The organism is Dyella jejuensis, assembly GCF_044904675.1.
Classification (GTDB): domain Bacteria; phylum Pseudomonadota; class Gammaproteobacteria; order Xanthomonadales; family Rhodanobacteraceae; genus Dyella_B; species Dyella_B jejuensis.
This window is the reverse complement of sequence record NZ_JADIKJ010000012.1, coordinates 25,355-48,430: the sequence shown is the minus strand read 5'-3', so window position 1 is coordinate 48,430 and position 23,076 is coordinate 25,355. Positions and strand designations below refer to the sequence as shown.

Genomic DNA, 23,076 nt, shown 5'->3' with positions numbered 1-23,076 from the left:
CGATGTCCAGTACGTTTCAGGATCAGCGCGAACCAGCCGGCTTCTCTCCCGAAGACATCGGTCGCATCCATGCCCATGCCAAGCTGGCACCTGGCGAAATCGCCGTCGGCGTGATCGTCGGGCGAACTTCCGAATACTTCGATTTCTTTGTGTTCGGGATTGCCTGCGTGCTGGTGTTCCCGACCGTGTTCTTTCCGTTCGAAAGCCGGCTCGACGGCATGCTGCTGTCGTTTGCGATCTTCTCGCTGGCCTTCATTGCCCGTCCGATCGGCACCACCCTGTTCATGGGGTTCCAGCGACGCTGGAGCCGCGGCACCAAGCTGACCATCGCCCTGTTCCTGCTTGGCAGCACTACCGCGGGCATGGCCTTCCTGCCCAGCTACACCATCATCGGCGGCTGGGCGATCGGCCTGCTGACGCTGTTCCGCTTCCTGCAGGGCATTGCGCTGGGCGGCTCCTGGGACGGCCTGCCTTCCCTGCTGGCGCTCAATACGCCGCCCGAACGCCGCGGCTGGTATTCCATGCTGGGCCAGCTCAGCGCGCCGATCGGCTTCATGATTGCCAGCGCCCTGTTCCTGTTCCTGCACGCCGAGCTATCTACCGACGATTTCATGGACTGGGGTTGGCGCTATCCCTTCTACGTCGCCTTCGCCATCAACGTGGTGGCGCTGTTCGCGCGCCTGCGCCTGGTGGTGACGGAGGAATACACCCGCGCGATGGAAGAGCGAGAACTGGCACCCATCGGCCTGTTCGACATGCTGCGCCGGCAGGGCTACAACATATTCCTCGGCGCCTTCGCGTCGCTGGCCAGCTATGCATTGTTCCACCTGGTATCCATTTTTCCGCTGTCGTGGATCACGCTTGGCACCACGCAATCCATCAACGCGGTGCTGACCGTCCAGGTCATCGGCGCGCTAGTGGGTATCATGGGCGTGATCGCCTCCGGGCTGATCGCGGACCGCATCGGCCGCCGCACCACGCTGGGCACGGCCGCCATCTTGATCGGCATCTTCGCGCTGTTCGCCCCATGGCTGCTGGGCGGTGGCCAGGCGGCACAGGATGCCTTCATCCTGATCGGCTTCGGTTTGCTGGGTCTGTCGTATGGACAGGCCGCCGGCAGCGTGACGTCGAATTTCGAGATCCGGTTGCGCTACACGGGAGCGGCGCTGACCTCCGATTTCGCGTGGCTGATCGGCGCTGGGTTCGCACCACTGGTGGCACTGGGGCTGTCGGCCCGCTTCGGGCTGGTGGCGGTAAGCGTGTACTTGCTTTCCGGAGTGGCCTGCACCCTGATCGCGTTGCGGGTGAACCGGGCACTGGCTGAGCGCGAATAGCACTGCACCTGCGGCAAGTTCCTGGGTGGCGTGCGTGGGCGTGCCATCCACACGAAGCGCCAAGAACGACACGTCCGCAAACATGAGTCACGTGGGTAGTCGCGCGCGCTGTGTTGCGACTTCAGCTTTGACATTTTGCGTTTCTTGGTGATGCGTACTGCGCACGCCAGGGTTTTCTACACAGCAGTGCAGCCTGGACGATCACGTCCAGCGGCGACCGAAATACCCCGCGCAGCAAGCAATCTGCAAACGCTTGCATGGACTTTTCCAACGCTACGAACACCGGGGCCAAGGTCACATCTTCAGGCTGCGCCAGCCTGCAATCGGAAGCAGCCACGTCGAGCGCGCAACCGTGTCCACACAATCTCCACCGAATCGCTGCGCCACCACTGCGCCTCGTTCACCCATGCATGACTTGCTTCCGCGCAGGATGAAAAACCTCGTCTTGCCATCCCTGATTGCCACCTCATGCCCCATGACATGTCACCCGCGCATAACCGCGCATTGAGCGAGGAACCGGCGCAGTGAGCGGCGCGGCAGCGCGAATCGATAGTGTCCAGGCCACGGCCTATACCGTGCCGACCGACGCGCCCGAAGCCGATGGCACCCTGGACTGGGATTCGACCACCATCGTCATCGCCACGATCCGCTGCGGGGAGTACGAAGGCCTGGGCTACAGCTACACGCATCACGCGGCGGCGGCACTGATCGCCAAGCCGCTGCGCGATTGCCTGCTGGGCGCCGATCCCATGGATATACCGGCGTTATGGCAGTCGATGCGCCGCAGGCTGCGCAACATCGGCTGTCCCGGGCTGGGCCTGATGGCGATGGCCGCGCTGGACCATGCGCTGTGGGATTTGAAAGCCAAGCTGCTTGGCGTTTCCGTGGTGACGTTGCTGGGCCGCGCCAGGGACGACGTTCCCGTGTATGGGAGCGGCGGCTTTACCTCCTACACCATCGATCAATTGCAGACGCAGCTCGCGGGCTTCGTCGAGCAGGGTATTTCACGAGTGAAAATGAAGGTGGGCACCGATGCCGGGCAAGACCCCAGGCGCGTGTTTGCGGCGCGCGAAGCGATCGGAGCGGAGCCTGCCTTGATGGTCGACGCCAATGGCGCCTATACGCGCAAGCAGGCGCTCGCGCTCGCCGATGCGTTTGCCGAATGCGGGACGGACTGGTTCGAGGAACCGGTATCGTCGGACGACCTGGAAGGCCTGCGCCTGCTGCGCGACCGTGCCCATCACGGCATGGCTATCGCCGCCGGCGAATATGGCTGGGACAGCGTGTACTTCCATCGCATGCTGGATGCGGGCGCGGTGGATGTGTTGCAGATCGACAGCACGCGCTGCGGCGGCTTCACCGGATTCCTGAAGGCGGCCGCACTGGCGCAAGCGTATGGCATACCGGTATCGGCACATTGCTCGCCTCACCTGCATGCCCACGTTTGCTCCGCCATCGAAACCCTGATGCACGTGGAATATTTCCACGACCATGTACGCATTGAATCGATGTTCTTCGATGGCCTTCCCGCTTTGCGCGGCGGCGCGCTGGTGGTCGACATCCATCGTGCAGGCCTGGGCATGACTTTGAAGAAACAGGACGTCGAAGCTTTTCGCGTCAGTGCTTGAGGAGATCGAACTACCATGCACCACCAATTGATCCACCATGGGCAGGGCGCGCGCACCTGGGCCGTCGTACTCGACACCGGTGACGAAGTGAATGCCTGCCTGCTCGATTTCGCGCGCCGCGAAGTACTCGCCGCGACCAGCTTCACCGCTATCGGTGCGTTCCAGGATGCCGTGCTCGGCTATTTCGAATGGGAGCGGCGCGAATACCGCCGCAATACCTTCGACCGCCAGCTGGAAGTGGTATCGCTGATCGGTGATATCGCATTGCAGGACGGCAAGCCGCAGCTGCATATGCATGCCGTACTTGGCGACCGCGACGGCACGGCGCTGGGCGGTCACTTGCTGGAAGGGCATGTGCGCCCCACGCTGGAAGTCATCCTGACCGAAACACCGGCACACTTGCACAAGGAATACGACGCCGATGCCGGCTTGGCCCTGATCAAGCTCGATGGGGGTTCGTCATGAACGCCCCAGCGATCGGCAGCCGGCGCTGGGCGATCGCCGAAGGCTACATACCGCTCAACCCGACGCCGTCCGACGATCCGCGACTGGTCAGCCACGAGGCGGCCTGCCTGCTTAACGCCAACGACCAGGATGCGCAGGTGACCCTCACTGTCTACTTCAAGGATCGCGAACCGGCCGGCCCTTACCGTGCCGTGGTGCCGGCGCGGCGCACGCTGCATCTGCGCATGAATGATCTTTCCGATCCGGAACCGGTGCCGCGCGACACGGATTATTCCGTAGTACTCGAATCGGACGTGCCGATCGTGGTGCAACACACGCGCCTCGATTCGAGGCAATCGGCCTTGGCACTTATTTCCACGATAGCCTACGCAAGCGGCGGAGCATGAAGAAGCGGCCTGAAGTGGTGGTCATCACTGGCGCATCGGCCGGTATCGGGCGCGCGACCGCGCATCGTTTCGCTCGCGCTGGCGCGCGCGTCGCCTTGCTGGCACGCGACAATCTGGCCTTGCTGGCCACCGCCAACGAAGTCCACGAACGCGGCGGCGAGGCGTTCCCCGTGGCGGTGGACGTCGCCGATGCCGCGCAGGTGGAAGCAGCAGCCGAGCGGATCGAACAGGAATTCGGACCGATCGACATCTGGATCAACGCCGCGATGGCGACCATCTTCGCGCCGGTCAGCAAGATCAGCGCGGAAGAATTCCGCCGCGCCACCGAAGTGACTTACCTGGGTACCGTACATGGCACGTTGGCCGCCCTCAAGCGCATGCGTGCGCGCAACCGCGGTCATATCGTGCAGGTCGGTTCGGCACTGGCCTATTGTGCGATACCGCTGCAGGCGCCCTACTGCGCGGCCAAGTTCGCTATCCGCGGCTTCACCGATTCGCTGCGCGTGGAACTGATGCACGACCGCAGCAAGGTGCACGTCACCATGGTGCAACTATCGGCTTTCAATACGCCGCAATTTGAATGGGCCCGCTCCCGCCTCGATCGGCGCCCGCAACCGGTACCACCCATTTTCCAGCCGGAGCTGGCGGCCAAGGGCATCCATTGGGCGGCGCACCACCGGCGGCGCGAAGTCTGCGTCGGCTTTCCGGCGGTCAAGGCGATATGGGCGAACAAGTTGTTTCCGTCGCTGGTCGATCGCGTGCTGATGCGCAGCGGCTACAAGGGCCAGATGGGACGCCAGGCCGAGCCCGAAGGCCATCGCGACAATCTGTTCGAAGCGTTGCCTGGGGATTACGGCACCCATGGACGGTTCGATGATCGCGCGCGCTCCGGCAGCCTGCAATGGTGGCTCACGTCGCATCGCAATGCCTTGCTGCTGGGTATGGGAGCGCTGGCGGCGCTGACGATCCTGCGTAAGCTGCCCGGCGGCAGACGGCCCGATTGATCGGCGTCCTCTCGCCGGCCACCAGGCCGGACGAGATCAGTCCCGCGCCAGGCCAAGCCTGGGCAGGTCGAGCACTGCGGCTCGCGGATCGCCATGCTGCGCCAAAGCTTTCTTTTCCATGACCTGCGCCAACTGTTGCAGGCGATCGGCATGCGTGCCGCGCAAGGCTTCGTAGCCGAAGTGTTCGACGAAGCGCAACAAGGTTGCGCTATGGATCAGGGCCAGATGCGAAAGCGCTTGCGGGAAATTGCCCAGGAAATGCCCGCTCGCCGCATCGATCTCTTCGGCGTACAGGCCCACATCGTTGGCCTGCCGCAGCAGTTGCGCGAAGCGGCGCTTTGCCTCCTCGACACGCCCGGCAAACAGCAGTGCATCCACCAGCCAGAAGCCGCAAGCGACGAAAGTGCCTTCGCGCGGCACACCATCGTCGCCCTTGTAACGGTACAGGCCCATGGGCGCGCCGAGTTGGGCGACGATTTCATCGATGGTCGCCTCCAGGCAACCGGGCGGCAGTGGAAAGCCGACGCTCGGCGTCTTCAGCGCCACAGCATCGATCTCGTCGTGATCGAACCGTTTGCGCAAATAGCCGCCGGGCGCAATGCCGCGACGATGCACCTCTGCCACGATGTCGCCCATGACATGCTCGTAATCGCGACCGCCAAGCAGGCTCTGCGCACGATCGAGCGCCACCCAGCACATCATCTTGCCGTACAAGAAATGGTCCGGCGGGCCGCGCTCTTCCCAGAAGCCCTGCCCCGGCTCGCACCAATGCGCCGCCACGTAATCGGCGGTCCGCCGCAACATATCCCGTTGGTGGCGTTCCAGCGTCCCGCCCAGCGTAGCGCGAAGCTGCATCCAGTCCATCATTTCGCCATACACGTCGAATTGCCGCTGGCGGTAGGCCGCATTGCCGACACGTACCGGCCGGCTGCCACTATAGCCATGCAAGTGGGGAAGCTGCTGCTCGGTCAAATCCTGCTCACCGTGGATGCCGTACACGATCTGGGTGGGAAATATTTCACCAGACCCGCAGCCGAACAGGAATGCGCAAAATTCCTCGGGCTCCTCGTGATAACCGAGTGCGGAGAGTGCGAACAAGGTGAGCGTGGAGTCGCGCACCCAACTCAGCCGGTAATCCCAGTTGCGGGTATCGCCCAGCGCTTCGGGCAGGGACGTGGTCGCCGCGGCAACGATCGCACCGGTCGGTACATAGGTCAACAGCTTCAGCGCCAGCGCGCTGCGCGCCACCGCATCCGCGTAAGGTCCGGTGTCGCGGCAGCGGTTGCTCCAGTCGTGCCAATAAGCGCAAGCCACGGCCAGCAGCGCGTCTACCCGCGATAATGCCATGTCAGCCGGTGGACACTGGCCGGCCACCAAGATCAGCCGCGCCTGTTCGCCGGCCCGCAGGCGTATTTTGCCGCGTGCATGAGCATCGCCCGCGGTGGTAATCGGATGGTCGCAGAGCAGCGCGCCTTCATCCCACTCCACGCCACGCTTGGCTTGCCGCAGTTGCGATGGCCGCCGGCCCCAGGCCATGCATGGCAGCATGTCCAGCTCGAACGTCAGTTCGCCTTCGAGCACGCGGATGACACGCACCAGCCAATGCAGCGCCTGGATGTCCACGGAGGCCTCGGCGCTCGCCAATGGCTGGCGTCCCAGCGGCATGAAGTCGACGAGGATGGCACGGCCACTTTCGCCTTCGAACGTGGTTTCCAACACATTAGTACCGGGCAGATAACGGCGGCGCTGCTGGAACACGCCGATTGGCCGGGTGTCCAGGTAGCCGCCCCGTGCGTCATCGAGCAACCGGAAATACATCGGCGCGGCATCCAGGCTTTGCAGTGCGCACCAATCGATGCGACCGTCCCTGGCCACCAGCGCCAAGCCGTGGCAATTACCGATCGCGGCGTAATCGTCGATGTTGCGATAAGCCCTATCCTTGCCGTTGCTTTCCATGGCTTTGTTCATGTCACATGGCTTCTTTGATACCGGCATGGATCAACCATGCATTGACCGGATAGGCGGTGATGAAGCCGCCGATCATCGCGACTTGCATGGCCAGCCAGAACTCAATCCTGCTTGCCGGCAGCGGGCCACCGTAAACACGCGCGAACAGGTCGCGTTGCGCGAACCCCATCACTGCATACATGCCGACCTGCCAGGCAGCCAGCGACAGGCTGTCCGCCTTCAGCGCGGCGCGCACGCCTTCCTGCGGCGAAAGCTTGCGCATCGGCACGATGGCGAAGTACTGGAAGAAAATGCCGGCGGCAAAGGCGAACAGGAAGTCGAGCACCCAGGTGGCGAACATCCGGTCCTGGAACAACCAGTGCCACCCGAACACTACCGCCACGCTGGGAAAGAGCAGCAGCAAAGATTCCGCCACGACGTCGCCAACCATGCAGCCGCTGCCACAGTGCAACGTGCCCTTGGCCACGGCGATCGGAAACGGTGCGGTTTCACGTGCCTCGTCCGGCACTTCCCTGGCGTCCTGCACCCCGTGGCGGAAATAGCCGTAAAGCACGAACACCGACCCGAACAGTGCCGCGATCGGCCATACGCCGTTCATCACGCCCATGCGCTGCGGGTGATGGCTGACATGCTCGGCGATCACCACTGCGCAAAGGCACGAAAGGCCGAGCGAGCCGAGTGAAATCAGGTGCAGCCACTGGGATACGTCATGCATTGACCAGCACGAGTCCGCGGATGATGAGTGCGGCCATTAAGCAATCCAAATCGTGCAGGGCACGTCATCGCCGCCGCCATGCACCGCGGGCGGTCCATGTTGGTGTACGCGCGATTCAGCTTTGTAGCGCTGGCGTGATTCCGCTCTGCTCGCCAGTGGCTTAGCCTGCTGCCCTCGCATCGGTCATGGAATGCGCTTTGACAGCTGCTGAACGGTGGGACTGCTAGCTTTTCGTGGACAGTCGGCCGTCGCGGGGAGCGCCCGCATCCATGGAACCGGCCCAGTACCGGGTCGCCAAGTGATAGGCGCCACGAATCAAACCTATCCCAACAATCAATTGGCTCTTTCGCCGGCCTCGCACTATCTTTAACGCCTCATCCACAACTCAATGGAAGAATCCGATGTCGTTGATCAACACTGAAGTCAAACCGTTCAAGGCCACCGCATACAAGGATGGCAAGTTCATCGATATCACCGAGGCGAACCTGAAGGGCAAGTGGTCCGTGGTGGTGTTCTACCCGGCGGACTTCACCTTCGTGTGCCCGACCGAGCTGGAAGACCTGGCCGACCACTACGCCGAATTCCAGAAGCTGGGTGTGGAGATCTACGGCGTTTCCACCGACACGCATTTCTCACACAAGGCGTGGCACGACACCTCCGACGCGATCAAGAAGGTGAATTATCCGCTAGTGGGCGATCCGACCGGCAAGCTCACGCGCAATTTCGAGGTGATGATCGAGGAAGAAGGCCTGGCCCTGCGTGGCACCTTCGTGATCAATCCCGAAGGCCAGATCAAGCTCTGCGAAATCCACGATAACGGTATTGGCCGCGATGCGTCCGAGCTGCTGCGCAAGGTGAAGGCCGCGCTGTATGTCGCCTCCCACCCGGGTGAAGTGTGCCCGGCGAAGTGGAAGGAAGGCGCCGCCACGCTGAAGCCGTCGCTGGATCTGGTCGGCAAGATCTAAGTATTCGCCTTTTACGGTTCGCATCGCGCGAACCGGCAGGACATAGCAACCCAGGCCATGGATGGCCTATCGCGAACCGGACGCCCCAGGCGCCCGGTTCGGCGGGCTCTAAAGCATGCGCGAAGCCCTTTCGACATTCGACTAGCGGTCACCTTTTCAAAGCAACAAGCAGGCGCCCTTCCACCCATGTTTCAGCGGGTGCCGGCAGCGTCTACCCCAAAGCAATCGATGGAGTCGCACTCATGTTGGATAACGATCTCAAAACCCAATTGAAAGCCTATCTCGAAAAGGTGACGCATCCGATCGAGCTGGTCGCCTCCGCCGATGGCAGCGCCGCCTCGCAAGAATTGCTTTCGCTGCTGCAGGATATCCAATCGCTTTCCTCCCACGTGGCACTGCGCACGAACGGCAGCGACGCGCGCAAGCCTTCGTTTGCGATCAACCGCGTTGGAACGGATGTCGGCGTGCGCTTCGCGGGCATTCCGCTGGGCCATGAGTTCACTTCACTGGTGCTTGCCTTGCTACAGGTGGGCGGGCATCCGTCCAAGGCTGCACCGGAAGTGATCGAGCAGGTGCGCAATCTCGAAGGCGAATATGTCTTCGAGACCTTCATGTCGCTGTCCTGCCACAGCTGCCCGGACACGGTGCAGGCATTGAACCTGATGAGCGTGCTCAACCCCAACATCAAGCATGTGGCGATTGACGGCGCGCTGTTCCAGGACGAGGTCACCGCGCGTGAAGTGATGTCGGTGCCCACCGTATTCCTCAATGGCCAGCCTTTCGACCAGGGCCGCATGACGATCGAACAGATCGCCGCGCGCCTGGACAGCGGTGCGGCGCAGCGCGACGCCGAGAAGATCAAGGCCAAGGCGCCGTTCGAGGTGCTGGTGGTTGGTGGCGGCCCGGCTGGCGCGGCAGCGGCGATCTATGCCGCGCGCAAGGGCATCCGTACCGGTGTGGCCGCCGAGCGTTTCGGCGGCCAGGTGCTGGATACGATGGCGATCGAGAACTTTATTTCGGTGCCTTACACCGAAGGCCCCAAGCTTGCGGCATCACTGGAACAGCACGTGCACGAGTACGATGTGGACGTGATGAATCTGCAGCGTGCGGAGCAATTGGTCCCCGCCAGCGAACCGGGCGGCCTGATCGAAATACGGCTGGCCAATGGCGCTTCGCTGAAAGCCAGGTCGGTGGTGCTTTCCACCGGCGCGCGCTGGCGCAATATGAATGTGCCGGGCGAGCAGGCATATCGCAACAAGGGCGTCACTTATTGCCCCCATTGCGATGGCCCCCTGTTCAAGGGCAAGCGCGTAGCGGTGATCGGCGGCGGCAACTCCGGCGTGGAAGCGGCGATCGACCTTGCCGGCATCGTGGAACACGTTACGCTGCTGGAGTTCGACAGCAAGTTGCGCGCGGATGAAGTGCTGCAGCGCAAGTTGCGCAGCCTGTCGAACGTCAAGGTGATCGTCAACGCGCAAACCACCGAAGTGCTGGGCGATGGCAACAAGGTCACGGGCCTTGCCTATATCGATCGCGCTTCCAAGCAGAACGAGCGCGTGGAACTGGAGGGCGTGTTCGTGCAGATCGGCCTGCTGCCCAACACCGAATGGCTCAAGGATGCGGTGAAGCTTTCGCCGCGCGGTGAAATCGAAGTCGACGCGCGTGGCGAAACCTCGGTGCCTGGCGTGTTCGCCGCAGGCGACGCCACCACCACGCCCTTCAAGCAGATCGTGATCGCGATGGGCGAAGGTGCCAAAGCATCGCTCGGCGCCTTCGATTACCTGATCCGACTGCCGGTGCAGGAAAAGGAAGAAATGGCCGCCTGACCGGTTGCAGGCGCCAGGTAGCTCGCACTGCCCGAAAGGCTGGACAATGGTGTCCAGCCTTTCTTCGTTTGCAAACGAGCCGGAATATTATGGTGCAGGAGCATCGTCGATGCAGGAAAAGATGCGTGCCATCGTCATCATGGGAGTAGCCGGGTGTGGCAAATCAACCATCGCACAAGCCATGTGCCGGCGCATCGGCGCAGTGCTGATCGAAGGCGATGATTTCCACTCCTCCCACAACATTCAAAAGATGCGGGCCGGCACGCCGTTGACGGATGAAGACCGCAAGGGATGGCTGCAACGCCTTGCGCAAGCCACCGCCAATACGTTGTCCAACGACCGATCAGCGATCCTTGCCTGCTCCGCGCTCAAGCGGACGTATCGCGACATATTGCGCGGCGCCGTGCCACAGCTCGGCTGCCTGTATCTGGAACTGACACCCGCGCAGGCAGCGGCGCGCGTTGCCCATCGCTCCAACCATTTCATGCCCGCCTCGCTGATCGACAGCCAGTTCCGCGACCTGGAACCACCGTATGACGAACCTCTCGTTTTGACAGCCGCCGCCGTGAGCCCGATCGACGACATTGTCGATGCGGCTCTCGCATGGTGGGCGAGAATCAACGATTCGATCGATGGTGTTGCGCCGGGTCAAACATTGAGCTCGGGCCCGTCGCGCACATGACGGTTATAAAACGCATTCTCGAGACCCGGCTCGCCTCTCGTGCTGATAGATGCAAGCAAGGCCACCTGGGTGCGCCACATAATTAAAGCAGCCACGCAAGGCTGAAGGCGGCGTCCCGCGGGCGCGTGCCGGCGTTGAACTCGCACGCAACAATCGATGCTCGAACTCATCAAGCACGCGAGCGGCGCGCAATGCGCATTACTCCACCGTCACCGATTTGGCCAGGTTACGTGGCTGGTCCACATCGGTACCCCGCAGCACGGCGACGTGATAGGCGAGCAGTTGCAGCGGCACGGTGAAAACGGCGGGCGCGATGAAATCGCCGCCGGCGTCGATGCGCAGGAGTGCGCCGCGCGTGGCATTGCCATCAAAATGCGCGGCGTTATCGGCGAAGACAATCAGTTCGCCGCCACGCGCACGCACTTCCTGCAGGTTGGATTTGAGTTTGTCGAGCAATGGGCCGTTCGGCGCTACCGCCACCACCGGCATGTCTTCGTCGACCAGGGCCAGCGGGCCGTGCTTGAGTTCGCCGGCGGGATATGCCTCGGCGTGGATGTAGGAGATTTCCTTGAGCTTTAGCGATCCTTCCAGCGCCACCGGGTAGTGCGCGCCGCGGCCCAGGAATAATGCGTGATGACGATGGACAAAGCGCTCGGCAAGCTCGACGATCTGCGGCTCCAGCTTCAACGCTTCGTCGATGGCGCGCGGCAAACGATGCAATTGATCGCTGAGTTCCTGGTAGCGCGCGGCATCCAACCCTTGCTGTCTTGCAAGATGCAGCGTCAGCAGTGCCAGCGCAGCAAGCTGGGTGGTGAAGGCCTTGGTGGAAGCAACGCCGATTTCAGGGCCGGCGCGCGTCATCAGCTTCAGGTCGGCTTCTCGCACGACGGAGGATTCGGGGACATTGCAGATGGCGAGCGTGCCCAGGTAGCCGCGGCGACGCGATTCGCGCATCGCCGCCAGGGTGTCGGCGGTTTCGCCGGACTGCGAAATGGCAACGAACAGCGTGCCAGCGGGCACCACCGCTTCGCGATAGCGATATTCGCTGGCCACCTCCACGCTGACCGGCAGGCGTGCGTAGTCTTCGATCCAATATTTGGCGACCATGCCAGCGTGATAGCTGGTGCCGCACGCGATGATGTGCAGCCCCTTTACCTTTGCCAGCAGTTCATCGCCACCGACGCCGAAGATATTCGGCAGCACGCCGTTCGCGCCAATGCGCGCCTCGAGCGTGTCGGCCACCGCACGCGGCTGCTCGAAGATTTCCTTCTGCATGTAGTGGCGATATTCGCCGCGCTCCACCGCGTCGCTCGACAGCTCGCTTTCGTGGACCTCGCGCTCGACCGGCTTGCCGTCGAGTGTGTAGACGCGCACGCCTTCGCGGCTGATTTCGACGACGTCGTCTTCTTCCAGGTAGATGATGCGGTTGGTAACCTGGATCAGCGCCTGCGCATCCGAACCGAGGAAGTTCTCTCCGATGCCGACGCCGATCAGCAGCGGGGCACCGCGCCGCGCGCCGACCACCCGCCCCGGCTCGTCGCGACTGATGACGGCGATCGCGTAGGCGCCTTCCAGTTCGCGCACGGTGGCGAGCACCGCCTCGCGCAAGCCCCTGCCTTGCTGGAGATTCACGTCGACCAGCGCAGCCATGACTTCCGTGTCGGTTTCGGAAGAAAAGGCGTAACCCTTGGCCCGCAATTGCTCGCGCAACGACGCATAGTTTTCGATGATGCCGTTGTGCACCAGGGTGACGCCGCCAACCATGTGAGGGTGCGCGTTGACCTCGTTGGGCACGCCATGGGTAGCCCAGCGCGTATGTGCAATGCCGGTGCCGCCAGGAAAGGGGTCGGCAAGATACAGGGCTTCCATCTCGCGCACCTTGCCTTTGGCGCGCACGCGGCGGACTTGTCCGCCTTCCAGCACGGCCAGACCGGCCGAATCGTAACCGCGGTATTCGAGAGCCTTGAGGCCGGCGATCAAAAGCGGCGCAACATCGCGTTGGGCAGCAGCGGCGACGATTCCACACATGGCAGCGATTCCTTGTACAGGAGACGTGAAAAAAAGAACCCGGGCAATTGGACGGATCGGCGACTGTGCCGGTCGGCCGTTTCGACAGGCTTTCATGCTGCCAGTTCAACGATGCGCGGAGCGTGCAGCGGCCGCCCGCACGATGTTCCGGCCATGCCCCCACCCCAGGCCTGGAGCAAGCCTTCAAAAGAAGGCCGGATGCCTGGCCGGGCGTTCGCAAGGATCCGTCAGTGCACCTTGCGCCGCAGGTAATTCAACAGGTCGATACGGGTGATCAGGCCGAGGAACTGCTGCCCGTCCATGACGATGGCGACGTGGCCACGCTCGAACACCGGCAACAAGGACTGGATCGGCGAGCGCACATCCAATATCTGCAGGTCGCTGATCATGGCGGTGGCGACCGAATCACGGAAGCGCGCTTCGTCGGCATGCACGTGCATCAGCACATCCGATTCGTCGAGGATGCCGACGATCCGGCTGCCTTCCATCACCGGCAGCTGCGATACATCGTAAAGCTTCATGCGCGTATAGGCGGTCATCAGCAGTTCGTTCTGGCCGACCACCACAGTGTCGCGCTGCGAGAAGGGACGCAGCAGCAGGTCACGCAAATCACCGTGCTGCTCACGCTCGATGAAGCCGTTATCGAGCATCCAGTAATCGTTGTACATCTTCGACAGGTACTTGTTGCCGGTATCGCAGACCAGGGTCACGACCCGCTTGGGCTCGGTCTGTTCGCGGCAGTATTTCAATGCGGCCGCCAGCAACGTGCCGGTGGAAGAACCACCCAGCACACCCTCTTTTGCCAGCAGTTCGCGCGCGGCGAGGAAACTTTCCTTGTCGGAAATCGCGAAGGCTTTTTTGACGCGCGTGAAATCGCTGATCGATGGCAGGAAATCTTCGCCAATGCCTTCGACCATCCAGCTGCCGGACTTGGTCGACAACACGCCTTCGTTGATGTACTGCGCGAGAATCGAGCCAACCGGATCGGCCAGCACCAGCTCTGTTCCAGGCGAAGCTTCGGCGAAGTATTTGGACAATCCACTGAGCGTGCCGGAAGACCCGCAGCCGACCACCACCGCATCCACCTTGCCATCCATCTGCCGGAGGATTTCCGGCCCGGTGGTTTCGATGTGCGCCTTGGGATTGTCCGGATTGCCGAACTGGTTGATGAAATAGGCGCCCGGCGTTTCGCGCGCGATGCGCTCGGCCATGTCCTGGTAGTACTCCGGATGGCCCTTGGCGACATCCGAACGAGTGAGTACCACTTCGGCGCCCATCGCCTTGAGGTTGAAGATCTTCTCGCGGCTCATCTTGTCCGGCACCACCAGCACCAGACGATAGCCCTTGGCTTGCGCCACCAGCGCCAGCCCCAGGCCGGTATTGCCGGCGGTGCCTTCGACCAGCGTGGCACCCGGCTTGATCTTGCCGGCCTTTTCGGCCCCCTCGATCATCGACAGGCCGATGCGGTCCTTGATCGAGCCGCCCGGGTTGGCGCTTTCCAGTTTCAGGAACAGCTCGCAGCGGCCGGTATCCAGGCGTTGCGCGCGCACCATGGGGGTGTTCCCGATCAGCTCGAGGACGCTTGCATTGACCGACATGAAAACTCCGTTACCTGGACGTTGAAACGCACGAGCGATGGCACCGTGCTGGTGTTGCATGATAACCGAGCATTGCGCTGCCCCGGCGCGCGCATGCGAAGGGAGCATCCGGATTGGATCGTTCCAGTGCCCGCTCGCATTATTCGCGTAAGCCCGGCCAGCGTTACGTGGCTGTCAGGTAGTGCGCGGTGCGGGCTTGGCTGGCCGCGCAGCCGCGTGGCGGCCAGCAACGCTAACCGCCAGAGAGTGTCATCACTCGGTCGTGTACGGACGTACACCTTATTCGTTGTCCGGCAAGCAAACAGCTCTCGGCACGGGCCACGCGAATAGCGTGGACAGGCCCTGCTACAGGTGTGCCGCAAGTCTTGTTGCATGCCTTCTTTCGCCAGGCCATGCCGCCTAAACAAAAACGACCCCGGAAGCGCTTGCGTCCGGGGTCGTTTAGCTGGAGCCAGCAGTTCAGTGTATCTGGTGCTGTCGAGCGTGGCGTTCGTCCCACATGCGTTGCAGACGTTCCTTGGCGTGCAGCTTTTCTTTCTTCATCGAGGCCAGGGTCACATCGTCAACGGGGAGCACGCCAATCTCGGCATTGTCCACCTTGCTGTTGAGTTCCTTGTGCCGCTGGTAGAGCCGACGGAACTCGGCATCGGCTTTCATCAAGGCTTCGACAGCGTCACGCTGCTGGTCTTCGAACATGATCTAACCTCCTCGCGATAAGACGGCGGGCGCACGACTTAAGACGCTCGCAAACAGAAGCGAATCACGCGCACAACCAGACCCCATGTCCTTGGCTGAGAACACAGGTGAGGGAAAGTTGGAGGATGTGCGCATGTTCAGTCGATGGGCCGCGGAAGTGGGAAGGCCCGCGGCGACTTCGACCCTACTCTCCGCTCATGAGGGGCGCAAGAACCCTCCGCGAAAGCGCATGGATGCTAGGAATGCCGTCAAAAACTCGTAAAGAGGTGCGTGCGACAGGGCACGCGGCGACGGAGGCCATCCGCCCGATGATGCCACGAGCGAGGGCTTTCGCCCTCGCCGATGACGCTTTCGCTTACTTGCCGTCGGTGGAACCGCTCGGCGCCTGGCTGTCCTGCATCTGCGAACGCAATGCCTTGGCGGCCCTGGCCGCCAGTTCGGCCTGGCGCCGGGCGGCCTGGGCCACCCGGCTTTGGGCCGCGGCCAGCTTGCGGGCCTGATCCGCCTCGGCCCGTGCCTGGGCCGCCTGGTCGGCGGCTTCCTGGCCCTGCGCCTGCAAGCGCGCGGTTTCCTGCTGCGCCAACTGGTATTGCATGCGCTGGATATCGAGCTGTTGCTGCGCGGCGGTGGCATCGATGCGGCTGCGATCCAGCTGCAGTTCCGCGTTTTCCTGGTCCAGCTGGTAAAGCTGGCGCTGCGCCACCTGCAACTGGGCTTCGGCCCTGGCCTGGTCGACCCGGCGTTCGGCGACATAGAGCGCGTGCGGCCGGTCGTGCGAACTGGCCTGCGCCAACTGGTTGATCGCATCGCGCGCCAGGGCCTGGTCGGCCTGGGCGTAGGTGCCCAGGGCCGGATCGCTGGCCAATTGGTTCAAGCTATTGTTGAGCCGGTCGACATCCATATCGTCCTTGCGCGCCTGGACCGCGGTGCTGGCAAGCACCGCCAGGAATGAGGCGGCGATGATCGATACTGCATGTATTTTGAAAGCAGGCTTTTTCATGGCTGGCCTCCCTGGTTCTGCTGGCCAGCGTCGGGCAGCGTCTGGAAACCCTGCCCTGATTGCTGCTGAGGATTACCCAGCACCGAGGAAGCCGGCGCCGGCATGTCTTGCTGCACCGGGGACTGAGCCGGCAACGCCGAACTGGCCGCAGGGACTGGCGACGTCGACGAGGGCGCCGGGGCACCGTCGCCATTGTCGTTATTACCGCCATTGTCGCCGGCAGGCTGCTGCATCGCCGCTTGCTGCGCGACCAACTGGGCCTTCTGCTGCTGATAGTGCTGATCGTTCTCGGATTGCGCTTCAGCGTTTTGCGCGCGCAATTGACTGTTTGCGTCCGTTTTGGACTGAATTTGGGCACGTGCCGCAGCCAGCTGCGCCTTGGTCCGCGACAGCGTGGCGTCAGCTCGCGATTCATCGGCCAGGTCGCCCGCCAGCGCGTATTTGCGATCGGCCATGGCCGCCTGCGCCTGCTGGAATTTGTCTTGCGCGAACCCGAAATCGACCGGATCGTAATCCGCCGCGCCGGCATCGCGCGCAGCCTGCAGCTGGGATTGCGCCTGATTCATGGCGCTATCCGGCGGCGGAACGCTGGCGCAACCGCCCAAGCTCAGCGACCAGGCCAATACCAGCGCCGGAACCACCGCAGGGAGACGCCGGAGGCGCACCTGCAGCGGGGAAAATGTGTGCACCATCGCTCATTCCTCTTGGAGGATCACAGCGTATTGTGAGCGGGCATAATCCTTGAATGCAATGCATAAAATTTTGGGGTCTTTAAGGTGGATATCGGTTACTTCCTCAAGTTGATGGTGGACAAGGGTGCGTCGGACATGTTTCTGACCACCGGGGCCCCGGTGAACATCAAGGTCGAGGGCAAGCTGTACCCGCTCGGCAACACCGGGTTGCCCAGCGGCATGGTGAAAAAAATCGCCTACTCGCTGATGGACGAAGGCCAGGTGCCCCAGTTCGAGCGCGACCTGGAGCTAAACATGGCGCTGGCGGTCAAGGAAGCCGGCCGATTCCGCATCAATGTGTTCAAGCAGCGCGGCGAAGTGGGCATGGTGATCCGCGCGATCAAGAGCGAAATTCCCAGCATCGACCAACTGCAGCTGCCGGCGATTTTCCGCGAGCTGATCATGGAGCCGCGCGGACTCATCCTGGTGGTGGGCGCGACCGGTTCGGGCAAGTCGACCACGCTGGCGGCCATGCTCGACCATCGCAACAGCAACACGCCCGGGCACATCCTTACCATCGAAGACCCGATCGAATACCTGCATCGCCACAAGAAGTCGATCGTCAACCAGCGCGAAGTCGGGCTGGATACGCATACCTATCACGAGGCCCTGCGCAATGCGATGCGCGAAGCGCCGGACGTGATCATGATCGGCGAGATCCGCGATACCGACACCATGGAAGCGGCGATTGCGTTTTCCGAAACCGGTCACCTGTGCCTGGCGACGCTGCATTCCAACAACGCCGACCAGACGCTGGAACGCATTCTCAATTTCTTCCCCGAATCGGCGCACAAGAACGTGCTGATGAACCTTGCCCTGAACCTGCGCGCGGTGATCAGCCAGCGCCTGGTCAGCGGCAAGGACGGGCGCCGCCTGCCGGCGACGGAGGTGTTGCTCAATACGCCCTTCATCCGCGACATGATCCGCCGCGGCCAGATCCACGAAGTGAAGGAAGCGATGGACCGCAGCCTGCAGGAAGGCATGCAGACCTTCGACCAATCGCTCTACAGGCTCTATAAGAACGGCCGCATTGAACTGGAAGAAGCCTTGGCCAAGGCCGATTCACGCGACGGGCTCGCACTGAAGATCCGGCTGTCGGAAGGCGGCAATTCGGAGACTGCAGAATTGGCGGGCAACGATCCCTACGGCCTGGGCTTCTAGAACGCCGCGACGATGCGTGGATTACCGTCTTCCTTTGGAAGAAGGTAATCCACGGCGGCAAGGGCCGAAGTGGCGAACAGGCGATGCCCTCCTTCGAAAAGCGGCCGTAATATTACCTGTTCGATGGCGCGTCCGGCTGCCGCTCCGGCAGCGCTTCGCGGAATGCATCCAGTTCGGCGCATGCCGCGTCGATCCGCAAAAGGGTCGGATAATCCTCCAGCGGCACGTTCCAGCGCCGCGCGTTGTAGACCTGCGGCACCAGGCACGCATCCGCCATGCCGGGCACGTCGCCATGGCAATAGCGACCGGTTTGCGCACTTCCCGCAAGCATCGTCTCCAAGGCGTGAAAGCCGCTTGCCACCCAATGCCGCATCCACAGCGCCTTCTGCTCGTCGTCCGCGTCGAACTGCGCGCCCAGCCGTTGCAGCACGCGCAGGTTGCCGATCGGGTGGATATCGCATGCGACGGCCTGCGACAAGGCACGCACGCGCGCCCGGCCGGCCGCGTCCGCCGGCAGCAAGGGAGGCTGCGGGCGCGTTTCATCCAGGTATTCCAGCATCGCCATCGACTGGGTGATCACCCGCTCGCCATCCAGCAAGGTGGGCACCAATTCTTGCGGATTGAGCGCCGCGTAAGGCAAAGCATGCTGCTCGCCGCCATCGCGCACCAGGTGGACTGCCCGCGTTTCGTAACGCAATCCCTTTAAATTCAGGGCAATGCGCACGCGGAAGGCCGCGCTGGAGCGCCAATAGCTATAAAGGATGAGATCGGAGGACATGCATCGCTTCCCGGACCGGAAAGCCAGGGAGTGTAAACCCGCGCGTTTGCATCGCTGCGATGCGGGCGGGAAAATACTCGGTTCCGGCCGCATGGCCGATTTCCTCGTTGCCAGGAGTTTTCCCGTGACCGTCACCCGCATGAGCGACCTCGACCTGCGCGGCAAGCGCGTGCTGATCCGTGAAGACTTGAACGTGCCGATCGAAAACGGACACATTACCTCCACCCAGCGCCTGGATGCCTCGCTGCCCACCATCAAGGCCGCGCGCGATGCCGGCGCCAAGGTGATGGTGATCTCGCACCTGGGCCGGCCGAAGGAAGGCCAGTTCGATGCCGAATCGTCGCTCGCGCCAGTGGCGACATGGCTGGGCGAGCAACTCGGCAAGCCGGTGCGCCTGGTCGCCGATTATCTCGGTGGCGTCGAAGTAGCGGATGGTGAGGTGGTCGTGCTCGAGAATTGCCGCATGAATCTCGGCGAAGGCAAGGACGACGAAACACTGGCCGGAAAATATGCGGCGTTGTGCGACATCTTCGTCATGGACGCCTTCGGTACCGCGCATCGCGCGCAAGCCTCCACGCACGGCGTGATCAAGTTCGCGCCGATTGCCGCCGCCGGTCCGCTGCTGTGCGGTGAACTCGATGCGCTCGGCAAGGCGCTGGAGCATCCCGCGCATCCGCTGCTCGCCATCGTCGCCGGCTCGAAAGTGTCCACCAAGCTCACCTTGCTCGAAAACCTGATCGGCAAGGTCGACCAGCTGATCGTGGGCGGCGGGATTGCCAACACCTTCATCGCTGCCATGGGTTATCCGGTCGGCAACTCGTTGTACGAGCCCGATCTGCTCCCCGCCGCCAAGAAAGTGCTTGCCGACGCCAGGCGCCGCGGCGCCCAAGTGCCGATGCCGGTGGACGTGGTGGTGGCACCGGAGTTTTCCGCGCACGCGCCCGCTTCCGTCAAGCCGGTGGACCAGGTGAAGGACGGCGAGATGATCCTGGACATCGGTCCGGAGACCGCCAGGCGCTATGCCGAACTGATCGCCAAGGCCGGCACGGTGGTATGGAACGGCCCGGTGGGAGTGTTCGAGTTCGACGCCTTCGGCAAGGGCACGGAGGTGCTGGCCCATGCGATCGCCGATTCCAAGGCATTCTCCATTGCCGGTGGCGGCGACACGCTTGCCGCCGTCGACAAATACGGCATCGCCGACAAGATTTCCTATATCTCCACCGGCGGTGGCGCCTTCCTGGAATTCCTCGAAGGCAAGGAATTGCCCGCCGTGACAGCCCTGAAGGCGCGCGCAACAAAGTGACGCCTGCCGGTTCGAACTCGACGGCAAACTGATCGATTCCGAACTGGGCATCACCTCCCGCATCCGGCACGCGCTGGCAAAGCCCGGCGTGCCGGGGCCGGATGAATCAGGCTCGCGGATCAGATCGCTGCGAAAAAAGTAGCTGCGCCAAGGGTCAGGATAAAGCGCATGGTCCGGCTTGGATCGCGCAACGTTTCGTACCGCTGATCCAGGCCGCATCCCGCTAACGCCCAAAAGCGCTGCAACCGGGCGAGCCGCGCATTGCTTTTTCAAAGCGTCCTTCACCGTCATAAGGTGACCCGGATGGTCTGCCCGCTGGCGACTTTTGAACGGGGCGCCCCGAACCACGCCAAGCGCGGCCTGGTTTCATTTGGCACTAAGATTGCTCGGGAGCATGGCTAGGTGCCGACTCGCGAGAAGGGACCTGCGCAGTCCGTTCATCCGATCACCATGCCATGGGAAATATGTTGTCCTCTGGATCCCGTTCGAATTCGCAAAAAATGACGCTGCCGCTCTTAAGCATGCTTGCTTTGGGGCACTGCATGGCGTTTGTCGATCGTAATTTGCCGGCCGTTGCGGCACCTTTGTTGAAGGCCGACCTGGGCCTGTCGGATACGCAGCTGGGCTTGCTCGATGGGCCTGCGTTCGTACTGCTATACGTCGCCGGCATGCTGGCGAGTTGGCCACTGGCGCGTTCGCGCCATCGCTTTCGCTTGCTCGCAGGATGTATCGCGACCTGGGCCGCAGGCATGGTGATGTTCGCGTTCGGGCATGCGTTCATGGTGCTGGTGGTGGCGCGCGCGTTAGTGGGACTGGGGCAAGCTGCTTACGTTCCGCTTGCATTGAGCCTGATCGTGGAATACGCGGCGACAGCCTGGCGCGCACGCTCCATCGCGATATTCACGGCTGGGGCGGCCGTGGGGCGCAGTCTTTCCCTGTTGTTAGGCGGATTGACGCTGGCGCTGTTTGCGCGGTGGATGCCCGGCTCGGGTTTTGCGCATTGGCGCCTGCTGTTTCTGGTGATGGCCGCGCCCAATTTGTTTTTGATCGTCATGTTGTTGCGTCGCGCGGAACTGCCCCATACACCGCTGCCATCGCCCAGGGAAGTTTTCAGGCAGATGCTGGCGGCATTTCGTGAACGGCCCGGCGTGATGTGTGCCTACCTGTGTGGTGCCGGCGCCAGCGTGCTGGTGGTGCAGGCAGTCGGCGCATGGGCGCCATCGGTGTTGCATCGCGAGCAAGGACTGGCGCCAGCGGTGGCGGCGTTGATGTTCGGCACGTCATTGCTCGTGGTATCGCCGCTTGGGTATTTCATCGCCGGCACCTTGGTCGACAAACGCAAAAAAACGCTGTCGCCCATGGTGATCGTGATGTGCGCCATGCTGCTTGTCGTCCCGCTGCTGGACCTGACGCCTCGTGCGAGCTCGGCCGCCATGGCCTGCGGTTTGCTGGCATTGACGTCGATGATGGGCGGCATTGCGGCGCTGGCTACGTTGGCGGGGCTGCCGTCGATGTTGCGCGCCCCCTTGCACGATGCGGGGTTACGCATCTTTCTGGCCTTCACCACCATGACCGGCGTTGCGCTCGGCCCCTTCATGACGGGCGTAGTCAGCGACGGATTGGGCATGGGCGGACACGGTTTATCGTCCGCCTTGCGTAGTGTATGCGTGTGCGCGGCGATCGTCGGGATGACGGCCGCCCTCCTGGCACGCACCGGCTGGTATCGCGCGGCGATAGAGACCACCTCGTGAGCGAAATTTTTGCGTTCGACAGCGCGGCCTACGATCCGGACGTCGCGTTTGCGCGCTATTGCGATCTGTATGCGCGTGGCGCGGATGTCGAGCGCACGGGCGCTCCGTTCTTCGCTCGCGTGCGCAGCTGGCGCCTGGATCGGACGATCTTGTTCGCGCGCGAATACGGCGGCATTTGTCATCGTCGCCGCAAGCGCGTGGAGTCCGACGGCTTCGACCATTTCGTCCTCAGCCACGTGGTCAGCGGCAAACTCATCGCAGGCCCCGATGGCAAACCCATACCGATCGGGCCGGGTGAATGTCTGCTGCTGGACACGACCGAGCCGACGGAAAACGGCGCCGACAGCGTCGTACTCATTACCGTGAGCCTGGCGCGGGATATCGTTCGCGCGGCGGTCGGCGATGTGCAGAGCCTGCATGGTTATCGCATTGGCGCGCGCGAGGGCAGTTTGCTCGGCACCATGTTGCGCGCGCTGGTCGAGCAGGTACAGCACGTGCCGTTCGGCGCGCACGCGGCGATTACGCGCACGCTGATCGATCTTCTGTCGATAGCCGTCAATCCGTTCGGTTCGGGCGCGCGTTCGGAATTCCATCGGCTCGAACACGTGCGCTACGAAACCGTGCGGCGGCTGATCGAGGCGAACATCGGCGTACCCGACTTTTCCATCCAGGACATCGTCCAGGCCACAGGTATTTCCCGGGCAGGCCTTTATCGCCTTTTCGAATCGTCCGGCGGCGTCAATCGCTTCATCCAGCTTTGCCGACTGCAACAGTTGCGCGATCGGCTGGACAACCGCATGTTCGATCAGCTCTCGCTGGCCGAACTGGCGCCCATGACCGGGTTTTCGGATGAAAGCCATGCAAGCCGGCTCTTCAAGCAGGCGTTCGGCATCGCACCGGGCGCCTACCGCACCGCCAGCATTCGCGGCACCCGGCACCCCTGCGTCGACCTGATGACTCGCCGCTGGAACAGCAGCCTTACCGAATTGCGCTGATCCACGAGCCGACCGCACTGCCCTGCACGTGCGTTGCGGACATGCAACGCACAGACATGTTC

20 protein-coding genes are annotated in these 23,076 nt (G+C 62.7%); 12 read left to right on the top strand and 8 right to left on the bottom strand.

The window, feature by feature from the left end:
* Positions 1 to 2: 2 nt before the first annotated feature.
* From ISP15_RS11295 to ISP15_RS11275, 5 genes are all read left to right on the top strand, one after another.
* Positions 3 to 1,334: an MFS transporter gene (locus ISP15_RS11295; protein ID WP_404547439.1), complete on the top strand. Its 1,332-nt coding sequence runs from the start codon at positions 3 to 5 to the stop codon at positions 1,332 to 1,334.
* A gap of 524 nt (positions 1,335 to 1,858) precedes the next feature.
* Positions 1,859 to 2,962, top strand: coding sequence for an enolase C-terminal domain-like protein (locus ISP15_RS11290; protein ID WP_404547438.1), 1,104 nt, complete (start codon positions 1,859 to 1,861; stop codon positions 2,960 to 2,962).
* Positions 2,963 to 2,977: 15 nt separating this feature from the next.
* Positions 2,978 to 3,427, top strand: coding sequence for a PPC domain-containing DNA-binding protein (locus ISP15_RS11285; RefSeq protein WP_404547436.1), 450 nt, complete (start codon positions 2,978 to 2,980; stop codon positions 3,425 to 3,427).
* A complete protein-coding gene (locus ISP15_RS11280) occupies positions 3,424 to 3,813 on the top strand; it encodes a sensory rhodopsin transducer (RefSeq protein WP_404547435.1) in 390 nt (129 codons plus the stop codon). The genes ISP15_RS11285 and ISP15_RS11280 overlap by 4 nt, the downstream gene beginning before the upstream one ends.
* Positions 3,810 to 4,817 carry an SDR family oxidoreductase gene (locus tag ISP15_RS11275; RefSeq protein ID WP_404547434.1) on the top strand — a complete coding sequence of 336 codons (1,008 nt, stop codon included), beginning with the start codon at positions 3,810 to 3,812 and terminating at the stop codon, positions 4,815 to 4,817. Before ISP15_RS11280 ends, ISP15_RS11275 begins: the two co-directional genes overlap by 4 nt.
* Positions 4,818 to 4,853: 36 nt before the next feature.
* On the opposite strand, the gene ISP15_RS11270 is transcribed toward ISP15_RS11275, so the two are convergent.
* Positions 4,854 to 6,785 (bottom strand): glycoside hydrolase family 15 protein, encoded by a 1,932-nt coding sequence (locus ISP15_RS11270; RefSeq protein ID WP_404547432.1) that lies wholly within the window; start codon positions 6,783 to 6,785, stop codon positions 4,854 to 4,856.
* Between the two features lies 1 nt (position 6,786).
* Positions 6,787 to 7,500 (bottom strand): DUF4396 domain-containing protein, encoded by a 714-nt coding sequence (locus tag ISP15_RS11265; RefSeq protein WP_404547430.1) that lies wholly within the window; start codon positions 7,498 to 7,500, stop codon positions 6,787 to 6,789.
* Between the two features lie 401 nt (positions 7,501 to 7,901).
* Between ISP15_RS11265 and ahpC the strand changes: the two genes are divergently transcribed.
* The 3 genes from ahpC to ISP15_RS11250 all read left to right on the top strand — a co-directional run bounded on the left by ahpC (position 7,902) and on the right by ISP15_RS11250 (position 10,973).
* On the top strand, positions 7,902 to 8,465 hold the full coding sequence (ahpC, locus tag ISP15_RS11260; RefSeq protein WP_404547429.1) for an alkyl hydroperoxide reductase subunit C: 564 nt from the start codon (positions 7,902 to 7,904) through the stop codon (positions 8,463 to 8,465).
* A 242-nt stretch (positions 8,466 to 8,707) separates the two neighbouring features.
* On the top strand, positions 8,708 to 10,291 hold the full coding sequence (gene ahpF, locus ISP15_RS11255; protein WP_404547428.1) for an alkyl hydroperoxide reductase subunit F: 1,584 nt from the start codon (positions 8,708 to 8,710) through the stop codon (positions 10,289 to 10,291).
* 46 nt (positions 10,292 to 10,337) lie between these two features.
* Positions 10,338 to 10,973 (top strand): gluconokinase, encoded by a 636-nt coding sequence (locus tag ISP15_RS11250; protein ID WP_404547427.1) that lies wholly within the window; start codon positions 10,338 to 10,340, stop codon positions 10,971 to 10,973.
* Positions 10,974 to 11,171: 198 nt separating this feature from the next.
* Here the strand turns inward: ISP15_RS11250 and glmS are convergent, their stop codons facing one another.
* The 5 genes from glmS to ISP15_RS11225 all read right to left on the bottom strand — a co-directional run bounded on the left by glmS (position 11,172) and on the right by ISP15_RS11225 (position 16,987).
* Positions 11,172 to 13,001, bottom strand: a complete 1,830-nt coding sequence (glmS, locus tag ISP15_RS11245; protein ID WP_404547426.1) for a glutamine--fructose-6-phosphate transaminase (isomerizing) — start codon at positions 12,999 to 13,001, stop codon at positions 11,172 to 11,174.
* 227 nt (positions 13,002 to 13,228) lie between these two features.
* On the bottom strand, positions 13,229 to 14,599 hold the full coding sequence (locus tag ISP15_RS11240) for a pyridoxal-phosphate dependent enzyme (protein WP_404547424.1): 1,371 nt from the start codon (positions 14,597 to 14,599) through the stop codon (positions 13,229 to 13,231).
* A gap of 459 nt (positions 14,600 to 15,058) precedes the next feature.
* On the bottom strand, positions 15,059 to 15,295 hold the full coding sequence (locus ISP15_RS11235; RefSeq protein ID WP_404547423.1) for a YdcH family protein: 237 nt from the start codon (positions 15,293 to 15,295) through the stop codon (positions 15,059 to 15,061).
* A gap of 355 nt (positions 15,296 to 15,650) precedes the next feature.
* Positions 15,651 to 16,295, bottom strand: a complete 645-nt coding sequence (locus ISP15_RS11230; protein ID WP_404547422.1) for a hypothetical protein — start codon at positions 16,293 to 16,295, stop codon at positions 15,651 to 15,653.
* Positions 16,292 to 16,987 carry a DUF4398 domain-containing protein gene (locus ISP15_RS11225; protein WP_404547420.1) on the bottom strand — a complete coding sequence of 232 codons (696 nt, stop codon included), beginning with the start codon at positions 16,985 to 16,987 and terminating at the stop codon, positions 16,292 to 16,294. The genes ISP15_RS11230 and ISP15_RS11225 overlap by 4 nt, the downstream gene beginning before the upstream one ends.
* 84 nt (positions 16,988 to 17,071) lie before the next feature.
* Between ISP15_RS11225 and ISP15_RS11220 the strand changes: the two genes are divergently transcribed.
* Complete coding sequence (locus tag ISP15_RS11220; RefSeq protein WP_404547419.1) at positions 17,072 to 18,187, top strand: PilT/PilU family type 4a pilus ATPase; 1,116 nt, start codon at positions 17,072 to 17,074, stop codon at positions 18,185 to 18,187.
* Between the two features lie 112 nt (positions 18,188 to 18,299).
* Here ISP15_RS11220 and maiA read toward each other — a convergent pair whose 3' ends face one another.
* Positions 18,300 to 18,965 carry a maleylacetoacetate isomerase gene (gene maiA, locus ISP15_RS11215; protein WP_404547418.1) on the bottom strand — a complete coding sequence of 222 codons (666 nt, stop codon included), beginning with the start codon at positions 18,963 to 18,965 and terminating at the stop codon, positions 18,300 to 18,302.
* A gap of 124 nt (positions 18,966 to 19,089) precedes the next feature.
* On the opposite strand from maiA, the gene ISP15_RS11210 reads away from it, so the two are divergent.
* From ISP15_RS11210 to ISP15_RS11200, 3 genes are all read left to right on the top strand, one after another.
* The gene (locus ISP15_RS11210) at positions 19,090 to 20,268 is read left to right on the top strand and encodes a phosphoglycerate kinase (protein ID WP_404547417.1); all 1,179 of its coding nucleotides are present in this window, start codon (positions 19,090 to 19,092) and stop codon (positions 20,266 to 20,268) included.
* Positions 20,269 to 20,723: 455 nt separating this feature from the next.
* The gene (locus tag ISP15_RS11205; RefSeq protein ID WP_404547416.1) at positions 20,724 to 22,019 is read left to right on the top strand and encodes an MFS transporter; all 1,296 of its coding nucleotides are present in this window, start codon (positions 20,724 to 20,726) and stop codon (positions 22,017 to 22,019) included.
* Positions 22,016 to 23,014 (top strand): helix-turn-helix domain-containing protein, encoded by a 999-nt coding sequence (locus tag ISP15_RS11200; protein WP_404547415.1) that lies wholly within the window; start codon positions 22,016 to 22,018, stop codon positions 23,012 to 23,014. The genes ISP15_RS11205 and ISP15_RS11200 overlap by 4 nt, the downstream gene beginning before the upstream one ends.
* The last annotated feature ends 62 nt before the right edge of the window (positions 23,015 to 23,076 follow it).